Source organism: Alcanivorax hongdengensis A-11-3 (assembly GCF_000300995.1).
GTDB lineage: Bacteria > Pseudomonadota > Gammaproteobacteria > Pseudomonadales > Alcanivoracaceae > Alcanivorax > Alcanivorax hongdengensis.
The window spans coordinates 1-17,920 of the sequence record NZ_AMRJ01000045.1 but is presented as its reverse complement, the minus strand read 5'-3'; the positions used below and the strand labels follow the sequence as shown (position 1 = coordinate 17,920).

At 57.9% G+C, this 17,920-nt stretch carries 17 protein-coding genes and 1 pseudogene; 6 read left to right on the top strand and 12 right to left on the bottom strand.

What is annotated here, in order from left to right; translation table 11 throughout:
* Positions 1-59: 59 nt before the first annotated feature.
* The 6 genes from pstB to A11A3_RS16410 form a co-directional block, all read right to left on the bottom strand.
* On the bottom strand, positions 60-896 hold the full coding sequence (gene pstB, locus A11A3_RS16435) for a phosphate ABC transporter ATP-binding protein PstB (protein ID WP_083851799.1): 837 nt from the start codon (positions 894-896) through the stop codon (positions 60-62).
* A gap of 16 nt (positions 897-912) precedes the next feature.
* Positions 913-1,767: a phosphate ABC transporter permease PstA gene (gene pstA / locus A11A3_RS16430; RefSeq protein WP_008930461.1), complete on the bottom strand. Its 855-nt coding sequence runs from the start codon at positions 1,765-1,767 to the stop codon at positions 913-915.
* A complete protein-coding gene (gene pstC / locus A11A3_RS16425; protein ID WP_051011845.1) occupies positions 1,767-2,702 on the bottom strand; it encodes a phosphate ABC transporter permease subunit PstC in 936 nt (311 codons plus the stop codon). The genes pstA and pstC overlap by 1 nt, the downstream gene beginning before the upstream one ends.
* Before the next feature lie 147 nt (positions 2,703-2,849).
* The gene (gene pstS / locus A11A3_RS16420) at positions 2,850-3,887 is read right to left on the bottom strand and encodes a phosphate ABC transporter substrate-binding protein PstS (protein ID WP_008930459.1); all 1,038 of its coding nucleotides are present in this window, start codon (positions 3,885-3,887) and stop codon (positions 2,850-2,852) included.
* 347 nt (positions 3,888-4,234) lie between these two features.
* The gene (locus A11A3_RS16415; protein WP_157375805.1) at positions 4,235-4,780 is read right to left on the bottom strand and encodes a hypothetical protein; all 546 of its coding nucleotides are present in this window, start codon (positions 4,778-4,780) and stop codon (positions 4,235-4,237) included.
* Positions 4,781-4,906: 126 nt separating this feature from the next.
* Positions 4,907-5,857 carry an alpha/beta hydrolase gene (locus tag A11A3_RS16410; RefSeq protein ID WP_008930457.1) on the bottom strand — a complete coding sequence of 317 codons (951 nt, stop codon included), beginning with the start codon at positions 5,855-5,857 and terminating at the stop codon, positions 4,907-4,909.
* Between the two features lie 68 nt (positions 5,858-5,925).
* On the opposite strand from A11A3_RS16410, the gene A11A3_RS16405 reads away from it, so the two are divergent.
* Positions 5,926-6,600: a flavin reductase family protein gene (locus tag A11A3_RS16405; RefSeq protein WP_008930456.1), complete on the top strand. Its 675-nt coding sequence runs from the start codon at positions 5,926-5,928 to the stop codon at positions 6,598-6,600.
* Between the two features lie 29 nt (positions 6,601-6,629).
* Complete coding sequence (locus tag A11A3_RS16400) at positions 6,630-7,049, top strand: META domain-containing protein (protein WP_008930455.1); 420 nt, start codon at positions 6,630-6,632, stop codon at positions 7,047-7,049.
* Between the two features lie 81 nt (positions 7,050-7,130).
* Here the strand turns inward: A11A3_RS16400 and fba are convergent, their stop codons facing one another.
* From fba to tkt, 4 genes are all read right to left on the bottom strand, one after another.
* Positions 7,131-8,195, bottom strand: coding sequence for a class II fructose-bisphosphate aldolase (gene fba, locus A11A3_RS16395; RefSeq protein WP_008930454.1), 1,065 nt, complete (start codon positions 8,193-8,195; stop codon positions 7,131-7,133).
* A gap of 151 nt (positions 8,196-8,346) precedes the next feature.
* The gene (locus A11A3_RS16390; protein WP_008930453.1) at positions 8,347-9,510 is read right to left on the bottom strand and encodes a phosphoglycerate kinase; all 1,164 of its coding nucleotides are present in this window, start codon (positions 9,508-9,510) and stop codon (positions 8,347-8,349) included.
* A gap of 66 nt (positions 9,511-9,576) precedes the next feature.
* Positions 9,577-10,614 (bottom strand): type I glyceraldehyde-3-phosphate dehydrogenase, encoded by a 1,038-nt coding sequence (locus A11A3_RS16385; protein ID WP_008930452.1) that lies wholly within the window; start codon positions 10,612-10,614, stop codon positions 9,577-9,579.
* Between the two features lie 85 nt (positions 10,615-10,699).
* Positions 10,700-12,700 (bottom strand): transketolase, encoded by a 2,001-nt coding sequence (gene tkt, locus A11A3_RS16380; RefSeq protein WP_008930451.1) that lies wholly within the window; start codon positions 12,698-12,700, stop codon positions 10,700-10,702.
* 195 nt (positions 12,701-12,895) lie between these two features.
* On the opposite strand from tkt, the gene A11A3_RS16375 reads away from it, so the two are divergent.
* From A11A3_RS16375 to A11A3_RS16365, 3 genes and pseudogenes are all read left to right on the top strand, one after another.
* Positions 12,896-13,906, top strand: a complete 1,011-nt coding sequence (locus tag A11A3_RS16375) for a helix-turn-helix transcriptional regulator (RefSeq protein ID WP_237738887.1) — start codon at positions 12,896-12,898, stop codon at positions 13,904-13,906.
* 47 nt (positions 13,907-13,953) lie between these two features.
* Positions 13,954-14,709 (top strand): annotated as a pseudogene (locus A11A3_RS16370) (chromosomal replication initiator protein DnaA); the annotation flags it as partial.
* Positions 14,710-14,783: 74 nt separating this feature from the next.
* Positions 14,784-15,404: a hypothetical protein gene (locus tag A11A3_RS16365; RefSeq protein ID WP_008930448.1), complete on the top strand. Its 621-nt coding sequence runs from the start codon at positions 14,784-14,786 to the stop codon at positions 15,402-15,404.
* Between the two features lie 66 nt (positions 15,405-15,470).
* Here the strand turns inward: A11A3_RS16365 and A11A3_RS17860 are convergent, their stop codons facing one another.
* Complete coding sequence (locus A11A3_RS17860; protein ID WP_157375803.1) at positions 15,471-15,854, bottom strand: hypothetical protein; 384 nt, start codon at positions 15,852-15,854, stop codon at positions 15,471-15,473.
* A 47-nt stretch (positions 15,855-15,901) separates the two neighbouring features.
* A complete protein-coding gene (locus A11A3_RS16360; RefSeq protein ID WP_008930447.1) occupies positions 15,902-16,351 on the bottom strand; it encodes a hypothetical protein in 450 nt (149 codons plus the stop codon).
* A 149-nt stretch (positions 16,352-16,500) separates the two neighbouring features.
* On the opposite strand from A11A3_RS16360, the gene A11A3_RS16355 reads away from it, so the two are divergent.
* Positions 16,501-17,553: a hypothetical protein gene (locus A11A3_RS16355; protein WP_008930446.1), complete on the top strand. Its 1,053-nt coding sequence runs from the start codon at positions 16,501-16,503 to the stop codon at positions 17,551-17,553.
* Positions 17,554-17,920 lie beyond the last annotated feature (367 nt).

The following is a 17,920-nucleotide window of genomic DNA, read 5'->3' as shown; positions in this document are numbered from 1 at the left end:
TGAGGCTGCCAACTGTGGGACAGCAGTGGCCGATTGGCGGGCTTTTTTGTGCGCGGCATTCAGCCGAAGCGACCGGTAATGTAATCCTCGGTCTGCTGTTTCGCCGGCTTCTGGAAGATCTGCTCGGTGGCACCGAACTCGACCATCTCGCCCAGATACATGAAGGCGGTCATGTCGGAAACCCGCGCCGCCTGCTGCATGTTGTGGGTAACGATGGCGATGGTGTAATCCTTCTTGAGCTCGTGGATCAGCTCCTCGATGGCACTGGTGGAGATCGGGTCCAGCGCCGAGGTGGGCTCGTCCAGCAGGATCACTTCCGGCTTCACGGCGATGGTGCGGGCGATGCAAAGGCGCTGCTGCTGACCACCGGACAGGGCCAGGCCGCTCTTGTTGAGTTTGTCCTTCACTTCATCCCAAAGCGCCGCCTTGCGCAGGGCCCATTCCACCCGCTCGGCCATCCTGGACGATGACATGCGCTCGTAGAGGCGAACGCCGAAGGCGATGTTCTCGTAGACCGACATGGGGAACGGCGTGGGCTTCTGGAACACCATGCCGATGCGCGCGCGCAGCAGATGGATATCCAGCTTGGGGTCGTTGATGTCCTGACCGTCGAGCAGAATCTGCCCGGTGTTGGACAGGCCCGGGTAGAGATCATGGATACGGTTGAAACAACGCAGCAGGGTGGACTTGCCGCAACCGGAGGGGCCGATGAAGGCCGTCACCTTGTTGGCGGGAATATCCATACTGATGTCTTTGAGTGCATGGAAATCCCCGTAGAAAAAATTGAGATTGTCCACGCGCAGCTTGGTATCGGTTTCCACGTTGGCAGCACTGTCGTCGATGTCGGATAGTTGTGCGCGACTCATGGTCAACGCGGCGTCACTGGATATTGCCATAAAGCGCCTCCTCGAATCAGGCCTTGTCGCGCCGGCTGGACATCAGGCGCGCAAAAATATTAAGCAGCAGCACCGCCAGAGTCAGGATCAGCGCACCCGCCCAGGCCAGTTGCACCTGCTCGGGCAGGAACGAATTAATCGTCATATTCTGGTACAGGGTCATCGGCAGGTTGGGCATTTCCGACCCCATATCAAAGAAATTCCACTGATTGGAATTGAGCGCCGTGAACAGCAGCGGCGCGGTTTCACCACTGATGCGGGCGCAACCCAGCAGAATGCCGGTGATGATGCCGGTACGGGCACCGCTATAGCAGACTCGCACCACCACCCACCAGCGGTGAGCCCCCAGGGCGGAGGCGGCCTCGCGCAGGGAACCCGGCACCAGACGCAGCATGTCCTCGGTGGAACGGATGACCACCGGGATGATCAGCACCGCCAGCGCCACCGAGCCGGCCCAGCCGGAGAAGTGCCCCATGGGCAGCACCATCATGGCGTAGATAAACAGGCCGATGATGATGGACGGTGCGGACAACAGCACATCGTTGATAAAGCGGATGGTGCTGGCCAATTTCGACCGGTCACCGTATTCACTCAGCCAGGTACCGGCGGCCACGCCGATGATGCTGCCGAGGACGGTGGCAATGGCGGTCATCACCAAACTGCCGAGGATGGCGTTACCCAGCCCGCCGCCGCTCATGCGGGTTCGCTCGGTGAACAGCTCCAGGGACAGGCCCGGAATACCTTTGTAGAGCAGGCTGGCGACAATCATCAGCAACCAGGCAATGCCGAAGGCCGCGGCACTGATACAGGCGGTCATGATGACGCGGTTAAGCAGCTTGCGGCGCTGATAGATGGATGAATTGGCATGCATCAGGCTTTACTCCGGTCCATACGGCGCAGCATCAGGCGGGCTATGGCCAGCACGATGAAGGTGATCACGAACAGCAGGAAGCCCAACGCCAGCAGCGCCGAGCGCTGCAGGCCGTCGGCTTCCGGGAACTGGTTGGCAATCAGGGCGGCAATGGAGGTGCCCTGGCCGGTGACGGTGGCCTTGTAGAACAGGTTGTTGCCAATCACGAAGGTCACCGCCATGGTTTCCCCCAGGGCGCGGCCCAGGCCCAGAATCACCCCGCCGACCATGCCCGCACGCACGGACGGGAACACCACATTGCGCACCACTTCCCAGGTGGTGCAGCCCAGCCCGTAGGCGGACTCACGCAGCATCGGCGGCACGGTGACCATGACGTCGCGGGTAATGGCGGTAATAAAGGGGATGATCATCACCGCCAGAATCAGGCCGGCGGTGGTCAGGCCGGTGCCGGCGGGAAACACATCCGGCAGGTGGCGCTGCAGAAACGGCGCCAGCACTTCCATGCCCCACATGCCGTAGATGATCGACGGCACACCGGCCAGCAGCTCCACCATGGTGCCCAGCGGCCGGCGCAGAAACACCGGGCAGAGCTCGGTGAGGAAAATGGCGATGCCGAAGGAGATCGGCACCGCCACAAGAATCGCAATAAAGGAAGTTACCAGGGTGCCGTACACCGCCGGCAAAATACCGAAGTCATTAACGTTGGCGGCCCATCGGGTGCCGGTAAAGAAAGAGGCGCCCAACTCGGAAAAGGCCGGCCACCCGGAGATAAACAGCGTTACCATGATGGCGCCCAGCAGCACCAGCACCGTGACCGCGAAGAAAAAAGTGGAGCCGGAGAACAGACGATCCAGGCGTCCGTTGCGGCGTAGCATCTGTAGCTCGCCCTTTTCGGCACCCAGCAGGTGTGACGGCGAGACGGAGGCGTCTTTCATGGTGTAACCCATTCCATCGTTCCGGTGCCAGAGGCACCTTCAGCCAGACAGCAAAAAGCGAAGGGAGACACTGACTGTCACCTCCCCTCGCCCTGAATCCCGGCAAGTGCCACGGCCAGGCCGTTGCACTTGCCGTCGGTCACCGGATTACTTCCAGACCTGACCGTCAGCGCCCTTGATGCGCTTCCAGTCGGCGCGGACCATGTCGGCCACGTTGGCCGGCATCGGTACATAGTCCAGGGACTCAGCGGCATCGCTACCGTTGCTGTAGGCCCAGTCGAAGAAGGTCAGCGCGCGCTTGGCGGCGGCCGGATCTTCCACGTTCAGGTGCATCAGGATGAAAGAGGCACCGGTGATCGGCCAGCTGGCATCGCCCGGCTGGTTGGTCAGCACCAGGTACATGCCCGGAGCGTGTTTCCAGTCAGCGTTGCCGGCGGCAGCCTTGAAGCTTTCGATGCTCGGCGCTACGAATTTACCGGCCTTGTTCTTCATGGTCACGTAGTTGAGGTCGTTCTGCTTGGCGTAGGCGAACTCAACATAACCGATGCCACCATTGGTCTGGGCGACCTGGCTGGCAACACCAGCGTTGGCCTTGGCGCCTACACCCGCCGGCCAGGCAACGGATTTGCCTTCACCGATGGTCTTGGCAAAAGACTCGCTCACTTCAGACAGGTAGTGAGTGAACAGGAAGTTGGTGCCAGAACCTTCCGCGCGGTATACCGGGGTGATCTTGGTGTCCGGCAGCTCAACGCCAGCGTTCAGGGCCTTGATGCGCTTGTCGTCCCACTCGGTGATTTTGCCCGCGTAGATGTCAGCCAGGGTAGCACCGTCCAGGTGCAGTTCGCCCTTGCTCAGACCCGCCAGGTTAACCACCGGTACCACACCACCCATGACCATCGGCCACTGCATCAGGCCGTTTTTCTTCAGGTCGGCGGGCTTCATCGGCGCGTCAGAGGCACCGAACGTCACGGTCTTGGCGGTGATCTGCTTGATGCCACCACCGGAACCGATGGCCTGGTAGTTCATGCCGATGCCAGTTTCGTCCTGGTAGGCGTCCGCCCACTTGGAGTAAACCGGGTACGGGAAGGTAGCGCCGGCACCGGTAATGGTTTCGCCGGCCATGGCGGCACCCGCGCCCAGCGTCAGGGACGCGGTAAGCAGTGTGGCTGCGACACGTTTAAACATGTTGAACTCCTCAATATTCTTGGATGGCAAGCAAGTGCGAGTATCACCGGCATCCATGTCCGGCCTGGCCCCGGGCCAGAACCGTATCGCAGCATTTCCCTCGCCGCGTTCCCGCTGATACATCCTCTCAACCAGGGCACCCGGGGTTCCGGATGCATCGTGGCCGATGACCTCGCGTAGAGCCTGTCGACTCGCCAGCACTGGAGGCTTCCATCACGCTGGCGAACACAGGCTAGCGGCCAAATGTGTCAGTCTTATTGCAGCCGCAAGGCACATTGAGGAAGGTCGGAAACGAAAACGCCCCGCAGAGCGGGGCGTTTATGGAAAAGCTATATAAAGCAGAAAGCTTAGTCCCAGAAATTATACCAGGGCTTTTCCTTGGCCTTGCCGTTGGTCTCGACCTTGGCGCCGTTCTCGTCCACCTCGGCATTGGCGTTCACTTCGGCGTTGGCGCGGGCCTGTTCCGCCTTGTCCATGGCCTCTTCGTGACGCTGTTTGGCGGCTTCCTTGTTGGCTTCCATGTTGTCCATGGCCGCATCACGCTGGGCGCGGGCGTCGTCTTCCATGGCCTTGCCCTGGGCTTTCATATCTTCCTTGCCGGCTTCCATATCGGCTTTCATCTGCTCGTGCCGGGCTTTGGCATCGGCCTTCATCGCGTCGTGTTTGGCCTTGGCATCCGCCTTCATTTGCTCGTGTTGAGCCTTGGCGTCCTTCTTGGCCTGCTCGGCGTCGGCCTTCATGGCATCACGCTGGTCACGCACCGACTGCTCGGTAGCCTTGGCATCGGCGTCTGCCTGTACGGCCGCATTGATACCGGTATTGATATCCGCCATCGCGGCCTGACTGACCACAACCGTGGCCGCTGCCATCATCAACTTCCATTTGCTATTCATAACTGCGTCCTCACTATCACAAGAATGTCTGCGGCAAGGCGCCGCAGAAAGGCTTCACCTTTATAAAAACTGTCACAAACCACAAGTAACAAAAGGTAAAACCCTGACCGGCCTCTCACTGCTCTTTCAGGCGAGATACTTGTCCATGATGTGGAAAATTCTGGCACGAAAGTCCGCACTCTCGTTGGCCAGCTGGTGCCGGGCACCGGGCAGGATGTGGATGTCCGGGTCTTCAAACTTGTTGCGAATCACCGACAGGTTATAGCGCCAGTCCACGGTTTCATCCTGATCGCCCTGAATCACCACCGGCGACACCTTCACGTGGCCGGCCTTTTCAAACAGGGGCAACCAGCGTTTCAGCGCCGACACCCAGCGGGCCGACAACCGGCGGGACTGTAACGGGTCCTGGTTTTCCAGAAAGTCGAGAAAATCCGGGTCATTGGAATTGATGGTGAAGACCCGCTTGATGCTCTGGGCAAAAGGGCTGACGAAGGTATGCAACCAGCGGGCGGTCTGCCACTTGAACGGCCGCACCAGCGGCGCCAGCAGAATCACCTGGGAAAAGGGGTTGTCATCGGCACTGTCACGGCTGAGCAGGTAATCCATGACAATGGCACCGCCAGTGCTCTGGGCCACCGCATGCCAGGGGCGCGGGAAATGGTTTTCCGCCAGCGACAGGCATTGCTCCAGGACCTGACGGTAGATGCGAAAATCACGGATCATGGCCTGGGGCCCGGAACTGAGGCCGTGGCCGGGCAGATCGTAGGCCAGCACCGCGTAACCCAGCTCCAGCACATGGCCAATCACGTGCCGGTAGAGCCCCACATGGTCAAAGTAACCGTGGCAGACAAAGACCGTGCCACGCGGCGCGGCCGGCCGCCAGGCATGCACGGACAGTGTGTGCCCGGCCGCTTCGAAATAACCGAAGCCGTGCTCCAGCTCCGGCAACCGGCGGGCAAAGTCGAGCCCGTAGTAAGCCACATAGCGCTGGCTTTCCTCGTCCAGCGGGTCAAACCGCTCCCAGTTGAGGGGCTGCCAGTGGCTGACAATATGCTCGCGGTCAAACGGTTGTTGCATGGGCCGGATACTCTCCACGGCTTGCTCACGGTGGGTCTTGATAATACGGGGCCAAACGGAGAGACACCATGCACCTTAGCGCCGATACCCTCAATGACATGCCGCACCGCCAGCGAGTCGCCCTGATCAACAGCCTGTCGGGCTACAAGAGCGCCAACCTGTTGGGCACCCGCTCGGCCGACGGCCAGGAAAACCTGGCCATGGTCAGTTCCTGCTTTCACCTGGGCGCGGACCCGGCCCTGATGGGCATGATCATGCGCCCCCACAGTGTCGACCGGCACAGTCTGGAATACCTGCAGGACACCGGCGTCTATACCCTCAACCATGTTCACGCGGACATACTGCATGCGGCCCATCAGAGTGCCGCCCGCTATCCGCGCCAGGTATCCGAATTTGCCGCCACCGGCCTGACGCCGCAGTATCTGCCGGGCTTTGCCGCGCCCTTTGTGGCCGAATCCCGCATTCAGCTGGGCCTGAACGTGGCCGAGATCCAGACCCTGGCCATCAATGACACGGTACTGGTGATTGGCCGGCTGGCGCATATCCAGCTGCCCGGTTATGCGCTGGGGGCGGACGGCTACGTGGATATCGAAAAGGCCGGCACGGTGGCGGTCAGCGGCCTGGACAGCTATCACCAGGGCCGGCGTCTGGCCCGTCTGAGCTACCCCAAGCCGGATCAGCCACTGACCGACATGGCCGCGCCCGCGGATGACAGGAAACCAAATGGCCAGGATGCTGACTAACCCGGTTCGAACTGATAACCGGAGTCACCATGAACAGCCGTTTCGCCTGCCTTGCCATTGCCGCCCTGACGCTGGGCGCCTGTACCTCACAACCGGCCAGGGACCCGCAACCGATCAGTGATGCGGACCTTGCCAGTGATGTCTGGAAAGTGGAAACCCTGAATGGCAATACGGTGGACAACGCCACCCTGACACTCCACTTCCACGCCCCGGACAAGGTGTCCGGCAAGGCCGCCTGTAATGGCTACATGGCCAGCTACCACCGCGATGGCGGGCAATTTCATATCCAGGTGGGCGGCGTCACCATGATGGCCTGCCCGACCCCGCTGATGGAACTGGAGAAGCAGTTCCTCGATACCCTCTCGGATATTGATCAGGCGGTATTGGACAAGGATGGGCGCTTGATCCTCACCGGCAAGGAAGGCTTGCGGGTTCAGGCGACGCGCTGACACCCCCTCCAGCTCCCCCTCATGGCAGGGGGAGAGCATAAAAAAGCCCCGCATGGCGGGGCTTTTTTATGCAAGGCGCTGTTACTTGACCCGCGGGTCCAGTTCGCCGCTTTCGTAACGCTGGAACATGGCTTCCAGGCTGATCGGCTTGATCTTGTCGGCATTGCCGGCGGTACCGAAGGCCTCGTAGCGGGCGATACAGATATCGCGCATGGCGGTGATGGATTCCTTCAGGTATTTGCGCGGGTCGAACTCGGCCGGATTGTTGGCCAGGAAACGACGGATGGCACCGGTGGAGGCCAGGCGCAGGTCGGTGTCGATGTTGACCTTGCGCACGCCGTGCTTGATGCCCTCCTGGATTTCTTCCACCGGCACGCCATAGGTTTCCGGAATCTCGCCACCGTATTCGTTGATGATGGCCAGCCAGTCCTGCGGCACGGAGGAAGAACCGTGCATCACCAGGTGAGTGTCCGGGATGCGCTGGTGAATCGCCTTGATCTGCTCGATGGCCAGGATGTCACCGGTGGGCGGGCGGGTGAACTTGTAGGCGCCGTGGCTGGTACCGATGGCGATGGCCAGGGCATCCACCTTGGTTTGCTTGACGAAGTCCGCCGCCTCTTCCGGGTCGGTGAGCATCTGGTCGTGGGTCAGCTTGCCCTCGGCACCGATGCCGTCTTCCTCACCGGCTTCACCGGTTTCCAGTGAGCCCAGGCAGCCCAGCTCGCCCTCCACGGACACACCACAAGCGTGGGCCATGGCCACCGCTTCCTGGGTGACACGCACATTGTAGTCGTAGTCGGTGGGCGTCTTGCCATCGGTGCCGAGAGAGCCGTCCATCATCACCGAGGAAAAACCCAGCTGGATGGAGCGCTGACACACGGACGGGCTGGTGCCGTGGTCCTGATGCATGACCACCGGAATGTGCGGAAACTCTTCCACCGCGGCCAGGATCAGGTGACGCAGGAAGGGGGCGCCGGCGTATTTGCGAGCACCGGCGGAGGCCTGCACGATCACCGGGGAATTGGTCTGGTCCGCCGCTTCCATGATAGCGCGCATCTGTTCCACATTGTTGACGTTGAATGCCGGTACGCCATAGCCGTGCTCGGCGGCGTGGTCCAGCAGCTGACGCATGCTTACTAGTGCCATTTTCGTTTCCCCTTCGTCTATTCCTGTGCAGGACGACCACGTCCTGCCTTGAAAATCCGTCGGACGTCTGGCGTCGGAGGTCAGACACCAAATACACATCCGGTTTTGAATTTCAGCGTCAGACGTCCGACCTCAGACGTCCGACCCTCAATCAATCTTTCGCTCTTGCTTCCAGCATGGCCACCGCCGGCAGCACCTTGCCTTCCACGAATTCCAGGAAGGCGCCGCCACCGGTGGAGATATAGCTGATACGATCGGTGATGCCATACTTGTCCACCGCCGCCAGGGTGTCACCACCGCCGGCAATGGAGAAGGCATCGGAATCGGCAATGGCCAGCGCCATTTCCCGGGTCCCTTCACCGAACTGGTCAAATTCGAATACGCCTACCGGACCGTTCCAGATAATGGTACGCGCTTCCTTCATCAAGGCCGCCACGATATGGGCGGTCTGCGGGCCGATATCAAGAATCATGTCGTCCTCGGCCACCTCATCCACCTTCTTGGTGGTCGCTTCGGCGCTTTCGGCAAATTCCTTGGCGGTAACCACGTCCACCGGAATCGGGATGTGCACCTTTTCGGCAATCTTGTTCGCCGCCGGGATCAGGTCCTTTTCATAGAGGGACTTGCCCACCGGATGACCGGCCGCCGCCAGGAAGGTGTTGGCGATGCCGCCGCCGACCACCAGCTGATCCACCTTGTCGGCCAGAGCCTCCAGCACTTCCAGCTTGGTGGACACCTTGGAGCCACCAACGATGGCCACCAGCGGCTTTTGCGGCGCATGCAACGCCTTGCCCAGGGCATCCAGCTCGTTGGCCAGCAACGGGCCGGCGCAGGCCACCGGCGCGAACTTGCCGACCCCGTGGGTGGAGGCCTGGGCCCGGTGGGCGGTGCCGAAGGCGTCCATTACATAGATATCACACAGCGCCGCCATTTTTTGTGACAGCGCGTCGTCATCTTTCTTCTCGCCCGGGTTGAAACGCACGTTCTCGCACAGCACCACCTGACCTTCGTCCACCTGGACGCCATCCAGCCAGTCCTTTACCAGCGGCACCTCACGACCCAGCAGCTGGCCCAGATGGTCGGCCACCGGCTTGAGGGAGAATTCCTCGGCATACTCGCCCTCGGTGGGGCGCCCCAGGTGGGACATCAGCATTACCCGGGCACCGGCCTTGAGGGCGTGCTCGATGGTGGGCAGGGAGGCGCGGATGCGCGCATCGCTGGTGACCTTGCCGTCTTTCACCGGCACGTTCAGGTCTTCACGGATCAGAACGCGTTTGCCAGCCAGATCCAGATCGGTCATGCGTTTGAAGTTCATGGTGTTGCTACCTCGTTCAAAGCCATCCTGCCAGGATGATGCTGTCGTCTCGGTTTACAGATTCTTTCAGGCGTCTGACGTCGGACGTCTGACGTCCGACGCTTTTGCCAAATCCGCCACCCAGTCCAGCAGGCGGTTGGCATAGCCCCATTCGTTGTCGTACCAGGCCACCACCTGCACCATGTCGCCCTGCACCCGGGTCTGGGTGGCGTCGACAATGGCCGATTCCGGCCGATGATTGAAATCCACGCTCACCAGCGGCGCATCATTGTAGCCAATCAGCGATGGCGCCTCTTTGGACTGCTGTAGCAGCCACTGGTTGAGCGCCTGACTGTCCGGCGTCCGGTCCAGCAGCAGGGTCAGCTCCACCATGGCCACGTTGAGCGTGGGCACGCGGATGGAGTGCCCGCTGATCTTGCCTTCCAGCTGCGGCAGCACCTGCTGTACCGCGCCGATGGCGCTGCTGGTGGTGGGCACGATGTTCTGCGCCCCGGCCCGGCCCCGGCGCGGATCCCGGTGGACATGGTCCAGCAGGGTCTGGTCCGAGGTGTAGGCATGGATCTCCTTCATCAACACCTGGCGGATGCCGTAGGCCTGATCCAGCCGCGCCAGCAGCGGCGCAATGCAGTGAGTGGTACAGGATGCCGCCGACAGCACCCGGCTATCCGCGCGCAGGGCGTCGTCGTTGACACCGTAGACCACCACCTGATCGGCCTGGTCAAACGGCACCGCACCAATAATCACCCGCCCGGCACCGGCATCCAGGTGGCGGGAGGCGCCGGCGTGACTGCGAAAATGGCCGGAGCATTCCAGCACCAGGTCCACGCCCATGTCACCCCAGGGCAACAATTCCGGTTGCGGCTGCTCCAGCAGCCGCGGGGCCTGCTTGCCGATGCGCAGCATGCCCTCGATCAGTTCCGCCGGCTCCGCCAGTCGCCCGTGGGTGGTGTCGTAACGGGTCAGGTAGAGCAGGTCTTCCGGGCGGCCCTTGTCGTTGATCGCCGCCAGCGTGAACGGTGCCTGCCAACCGGCACCCTCGCGCTCGGCCAGGGCACGCACAAAGGAACGCCCGATACGGCCGTAGCCGTTAATGGCAATTCTCATGGCAGTCGGACGCCGGCGGTCGGACGTCGGACGCTAAGCGGGTTTGTCGTCCGACGTCTGACGTCCGACTTCCGACCCATCATTCTCAAAGCAGTGACTCCACGGCTTCCCGCACCGCTTCGGCGGTGATATTGAAATGCTTGAACAAGTCACCCGCAGGAGCGGAAGCACCAAAGCTGGTCATGCCGACCACCTTGCCGTCCAGACCTACAAAACGGTACCAGTAGTCGGCAATGGCCGCTTCCACCGCCACCCGGGCACGCACGTCACTGGGCAATACGCTTTCCTGATAGGCCTTGTCCTCGGCCAGGAACTGCTCCACGCAGGGCATGGACACCACACGGATATTTTTGCCGGCAAGAGCCCGGGCCGCGTTGACCGCCAACTCCACTTCAGAGCCGGTGGCAATGATGATGGCGTCCGGGGTGCCTTCGCCGGTCTGCAGCAGGGTATAGCCGCCCTTTTCAATGGCCGGCAGCTGCTCGGCGCCACGCTCCATGCAGGGCAGGCCCTGGCGGGAGAAAATCAGGGACGACGGGCCATCCTGGCGCAGGATGGCCTGCTTCCAGGCCACCGCCGACTCCACCGTGTCACAGGGGCGCCAGGTGCGCATGTTGGGCGTCAGGCGCAGGTTGGCCAGCTGCTCGATGGGCTGGTGAGTGGGGCCGTCTTCACCGAGGCCGATGGAATCGTGGGTGTAGACCAGAATGTTGGGCTGGTGCATCAGCGCCGCCATGCGCACCGCATTGCGGGCATATTCCATGAATACCAGGAAGGTGCCGCCATAGGGACGCAGACCACCGTGCAGGCACAGGCCGTTCTGTACCGCGGTCATGCCGAACTCACGCACCCCGTAATGAATGTAGTTGCCGCTGGCATCGTCCGCCGTGATCGACTTGCAGCCCTTCCAGATGGTGTTGTTGGAGCCGGCCAAGTCGGCGGAACCGCCGGCCAGTTCCGGCAACAACGGGCCGAAGGCGTCCAGGGTGTTCTGGCTGGCCTTGCGGGTGGCCACTTTTTCGGCCTTTTCCTGGCACTGACGGATATAGGCATCGGCCTGCTCCACGAAGTCAGCCGGCAGTTCACCGGCATCGCGGCGCAGAAACTCCGCCGCCAGCTCCGGGTAGGCGGCCTGGTAGGCGGCAAAGCGCTGCTGCCAGTCACTCTGGGCGGCGGCGCCGGCCTCGCAGGCATCCCAGGCGCCCTTGATATCGGCAGGAATCTCGAACGGACCGTGGTTCCAGCCCAGCGCCGCGCGGGTCAGGGCAATTTCGTCGTCGCCCAGGGCGGCACCGTGGGATTCTTCCTTGCCCTGCTTGTTGGGGCTGCCGAAACCGATGATGGTCTTGCAGCAGATCAGGGTCGGCTGGCTGCTGTTGGCGCGGGCATTTTCAATCGCCACCTGCACCTCTTCCGGGTTATGGCCGTCCACATTGGGAATCACCTGCCAGCCGTAGGCACGGAAGCGCTCCACGGTGTCATCGGTGAACCAGCCTTCCACTTCACCGTCGATGGAGATGCCGTTGTCATCATAGAAGGCCACCAGCTTGCCCAGGCCCAGGGTGCCAGCCAGGGAACAGACTTCGTGGGAGATGCCTTCCATCATGCAGCCATCACCCAGGAAGCAGTAGGTGTAATGGTCGACGATGTCATGGCCGTCACGGTTGAACTGCCCGGCCAGCATTTTCTCGGCCAGCGCCATGCCCACCGCATTGGCGATACCCTGGCCCAGCGGGCCGGTGGTGGTCTCGATACCGGGCGCGTCACCGTATTCCGGGTGGCCGGCAGTAGGGCTGCCCAGCTGACGGAAGTTCTTGATGTCGTCCAGGCTGACACCGTAGCCGGTCAGGTGCAGCAGGCTGTACAGCAGCATGGAGCCATGACCGTTGGACAGGACAAAGCGGTCACGATCCGGCCAGTTGGGATCCTGCGGATTGTGCTTGAGGAAGCCGCGCCACAGTACCTCGGCAATATCCGCCATGCCCATGGGCGCACCGGGGTGCCCGGAGTTGGCTTTCTGGACCGCGTCCATGCTCAGGGCACGGATGGCATTGGCAAGATCTCGGCGGGTGGGGGCGCTGGACATGCAGGGCTCCAAACTGGCTGGTAGCTGAAAAGGGGCGCTATTGTCCCTCATGGGGAAGGGTGCTACAAGCCGCAAGACTCTGCCCCCTCTTGGCACAGCCCATCATCTCTTGCTTCTGGCTTGAACCCGCCCACCTCCTGCGACAGGATATGACGCACAAAGATGGATACTCACCCTAACAACAGGGGCAACGTCATGAGCACCACCACCATCAGCAATAAAGCATTTCGTTTGCTGGCATTACTTCACGCCCTACCCAGAGCCCCACAGAAGAAAACCTGCGCCCAACTTCAGGCCGCACTGGCAGAAGAAGGCTACGACATTGGCAAACGCTCTGTGGAACGAGACCTGAGAGAACTATCGGAATCCCAGGAATTCCGCAGCCTTATTATCTGCGACGATCGGGCGCAACCTTATGGTTGGTCCATCCACCCGGAAAAGCATCTGTCCATTCCCGGAATGAACACCCAGCTGGCGACCACCTGGGATCTGGTGCAACGATACCTGAAGCCCTTAATGGCCAAGGACATGCTCGACAAACTCAGCCCCGTGTTTACAGAAGCACAGCGCTGGCTAAAAACACACCGCCCTACAGGCTCACGCCCTTGGAGTGAAAAAGTCGCGTACCTTCCTAGAGGCTACAACCTGCACCCAGCCAGAGTCAGCGCGGAACTGGCGGACCAGGTGTATGAAGCCCTGCACCGTAACCGACAGATGGACATCTGGTACAAGGGGAACAGCGAGCCACAACGTGTTCACCCCTGCGCACTGGTAGATCGCGGCGTCGCCCGCTATCTGATCGTTCGGTTCTGGGATTATGAAGATTACCGGCAGCTCGCGCTGCACCGCCTCAGCAAAGTGAAAATTCTGGATGACGAAGCCAGCAACTCCCGGCAATTCGACCTGCAAGCCTATCTTCGCGAAGGCGGCATGACCTTATCCAACGGGGAAACTATTGCCATCACGCTCCGCTTTACCGGGCGTGCAAGCGACCATCTTTCCGAGACCCCCATTTCCGATGATCAAAAAACAAACGCACTGAAAAATGGTGACACCCAGCTTGATGCCACCGTCGAATACAGCGAGGAACTAAAATGGTGGATATTGGGGTTTGGTTGCCAAGTAGAGGTTCTCTCCCCAGCCTCTCTAAGAGAAGACATCGCCCAACAGGCGAAATTGACCCATGCACTCTATAACGCGACATAGCCACCAGATTCACCAGCGGATTCCGTACATGCAGGGCAGCAATGAACAACAACCTCAATAGCAAACTCACCTTTGATAACTTTGTGGAAGGCAAATCCAACCGCATGGCACTGGCCGCCACCAGAGGCATCAGCGAACATCCAGCCCTCCCCACTCACAAGCCGCTACTGTTATACGGCAGCACGGGTGTAGGCAAGACCCACCTGATACACGCTGCAGGCAACGCGCTGATACGCCGCAATCCAAACGCCAAGGTAATCTACCTGCACACCGAGCGCTTTATGGCAAATAGGATTTCGGCGCTGCACAACAATACCATCAACGAGTTCAAGCGCTTCTACTACAGCGCGAATGCCCTGCTGGTCGATGAAATTCAGTTTTTCGCGGGCAAGGAAGAGCCCCAGGAAGATCTCCATCACATCATCAATGCACTACTGGAAAACGGCCAACCAGTTATTCTTACCTGCGATAGGTCTCCCCAAGAAGCGGATAGCCTGGAGAAGCGCCTCAAGAGCCTCCTCAGTTGCGGACGATCCCTTCCAATGAAAGCCCCGGATCTGGAAACCCGAATGGAGATCCTCAAGAGAAAGGCCGAAGAAGCCAAAATAGGCCTACCCAACGACACAGCTCTCTTTATTGCCCAGCGCATCGGCTCAAACGTGCGAGAGCTGGAAGGCGCGCTGCGTCAGTTGGTTGCTCATGTTCGTCTCACGGGGGAGCAAATCAATATCAGGCCAATTCAGGAAACACTCAAGGATTTTATCGCCCTCCAGGCGAGACCTGTTTACTGCAAAAATCTTAGAAATTAATGCAAGAAATTGGCAAATCAACCTGTACACGATACTCGCGAGCAACCTCTTTACTTTGGAGAAACCAGTTGGACATAGATACCGGAAACCAATTGCCATCCGATACGATAGATAAAGCGGTAATTGATGTTGAAAAAATTATCAATGACCTAGGAGAGTGCCAGTACCTACTACTGAACGGCAGCATCGAAATATTTCTCAAGTCCCTCGTTGGAATAAGCCTGGAAAAACTGCGCACCGAAAAAAATGATATATCCTACGCCATGGACAAAAGAGTCGACGGACACGAAATAGACTTGATGGTGTTCAGCAACGGAAAATTAGAGTTTGCCGTCGAATTTAAATGCACCCTAGCAAAAGACCCGAATGCCAGCAAAAATCAAGCCAAAAAAGCCAAAGAACAGATATCAAAAAGCATCGAAATACTCTCCTCATCAAACCCAAAAGCAAAGTCATGTATCGTTCATTTTCTTATTAATTCCAGAGCAAAAGAGGAAGTATCTTCAAACCCGGAATGGATACGCAAAAGATACCCCAACAAGGATCCTATTAAAGCTTCCTCACTAGAAAAGGAATACAGGAAAACATTCACAGGAAAAACCAACAACATAAGAACAATAACCTTTACCTCCTTAAATAGAATAAACGGAATCGATGAAATAAGCGCCGTAATTGTAGATGCCTACTAACCCGCACACATAAAAAAAGGGGCATCAAGACGCCCCTTAACCACAAACACAAAAACGGCCGGCACTTTATTTATGGCCATCAACCGAAACAGGATCAGCATCATCCTCATATGCAGGCGCCCATTCTACCCCTTTCCATCTGGTTGAGGAGGGATCAAAAGGAGACCCTGCGCCAAACCTTGGTCTTCTGAAAACATAAATGAAGAATACCTCCCCTTTCACCCTAAGGTAGTCCATTAACCCAATTGCTTCATGAGTAGACATTCTATATTTGGAATTGCCAACAAATTCCCCTTCCTCACCCTCACTGCCACGCCAAAAAATCCACCAATCATGCTTATAAAACTCGGGGATCTTGTGCATTCCTGGCGTACCCCAAAAACCTCCACCACGACCCCCCAAATCATAAAATCGATTTAATTCATCAAAAGTAGCCAGCAGCTTAATCATAAACTTCCTCAAGGAAATGAGATCACTCTAAAAATGCTCATGTCAAATCACCCACCAACCTTGAACCCACATCGCTGCGCGACCTCGTCAACAATGTTCTTGGGCCCGGTCCGCATGCAGCGGATCATGCCGAACTCATCATCGATACCAAGAACCACCCACTGATCTGCATAATGCTCTCTCTTTGCCAGCGCATTGATCACACAAACATAATCATGGCGAGCAACAATAGCGGGCAACGGGCTGGCAAAATCTCCAGTTATGGAGCTTCGGGAGATGGTGCCTATGCGCACATCAACCAGCTTGGCATCTTCCACCTTGTCACACAGGCTGCCCGGCCCCGCAAGAGAATACTTACTGTCAAACAGCTCCTTCATGGCAAGCTGCTGCAATTTCGCCTCTGCGCTCTCTTCGCCTGGACCACCAGCCCCTCCCTCACCACAACCAGCAAGAGCCGCCACCGAAAACGCAATAGATAACATGGCTTTAACGTACATTTATTACTCCTGTTTTAATTAGCCTCTACTCCCGATCCCGCGGCACCAAGCCGCTGAAAAAATCAGGGAAGACCAATAAAACAGCTCGGTGCGTCAACACCTGTCGCCGCATTGCCTACTCTTACACTGCCACATCCAAAGGAGAGAACATGCTATTTGTTATCGGCGAACCGAGCTTCTTGAAGCACATGCCCAAAGACCATATCCCACCCCTGATTTCACTTTCGGGAAATAAGGACGAGGGTTTCAGCCTTTCTTTTAGGGTTGAGGATGGCGATGGCGCCACTCGCTTTTTTGGCTGCTTCTCCTATCCACAGCTCAGAGACTGCATCAAGCATTTGAAGTTGTCATCTTTACCTTGGCGCTTTATGCCAAAAAAATTAACCATAGTGGGTGAGTACCGGGATCAAACAACCATGATCATTAACTCACTACTTTCTTACCCATGGCTTATCCCTCAAGACACCAAAGTCATTCTTTATTCCTATGTTGCAGGGCGCATATTTAAAGGAGACAAGGCGAGAATAGAAGGGCGCCATGAAGGATTTAATATTAAGCACACCCTGATAAAACCAGATATTGCATCTGAAGACCCTGGCAATGAAAAAGCAAGCTTAATTGAAATAGTAGAAACAATTAATGAAAGAACAGCCAACCTCATCCTTAACACCACCGAAAGCGACCAGCAACAGCCCTGCATTTTAGATATGACACCGCCCGTCATTATCTCTTCAATGAAGACCGGAACGATTAAACGGCTATGGTCCTCAACCAAGCATCCTTATGAAAAGATCCTTATTGACACATCCAAAGCAGCCCCGGAGATAGAAGAACATATAACCCGCCTAAAAGGCCGCCACATCATGTTTATATGCGACCTAGACCAGCCCGAAGATATTCACCTGCTTTCTATATTCAGGATTCATTTCACACGCATCAAATCACCACTATGGTCCGTGATCAGCATGCCGAGCTTCAACGTTTCTGCAAAAACGCATAAAGATGCCCTTGACGAGCTTCATAAATATCCGCTGAGTCATGCAGCCCCTCCCATGTTCGTTTCCCAGGGCTACCGCCCTGCAAGCCAGAACCGGCGACAAACAAAATTTCAACGCATGAATGAAGCTGTTTGCCTTTGGTTGCAAGAATGGGAATCTAATCACAAGACATCCATAGGAAAATTTTCTCAATGCCGCAAATGAATCAAAACCTTAAACAAAAAGCATTTGAGGTTTATATGTAAACAATGCAAGGAAACATTAGGGTACAAACCAAAAGGAGATGAACCTGAAGAAATTAACGAATCAAGCATAATAATAAAGGGGATATCGGCACTTGTAGTCACTATGCCACTACAGAGTCGCATGCGCGCACAGAGGCCCACTTCATAGCCATCCTCTTGAGCAGCTCACAAAAAAATAGACTCCCGACAGAGAAGGGATAAAAAACACACAATCTAGGTATTTCACTCTCGAATACCGCGCCCAAATTAATGAGCTACCGAGCACAGTGCTTTGCGAATGGATTGGTGGGCAGCGCATGAACTGAATCGCCACCAGTTTACTAGAC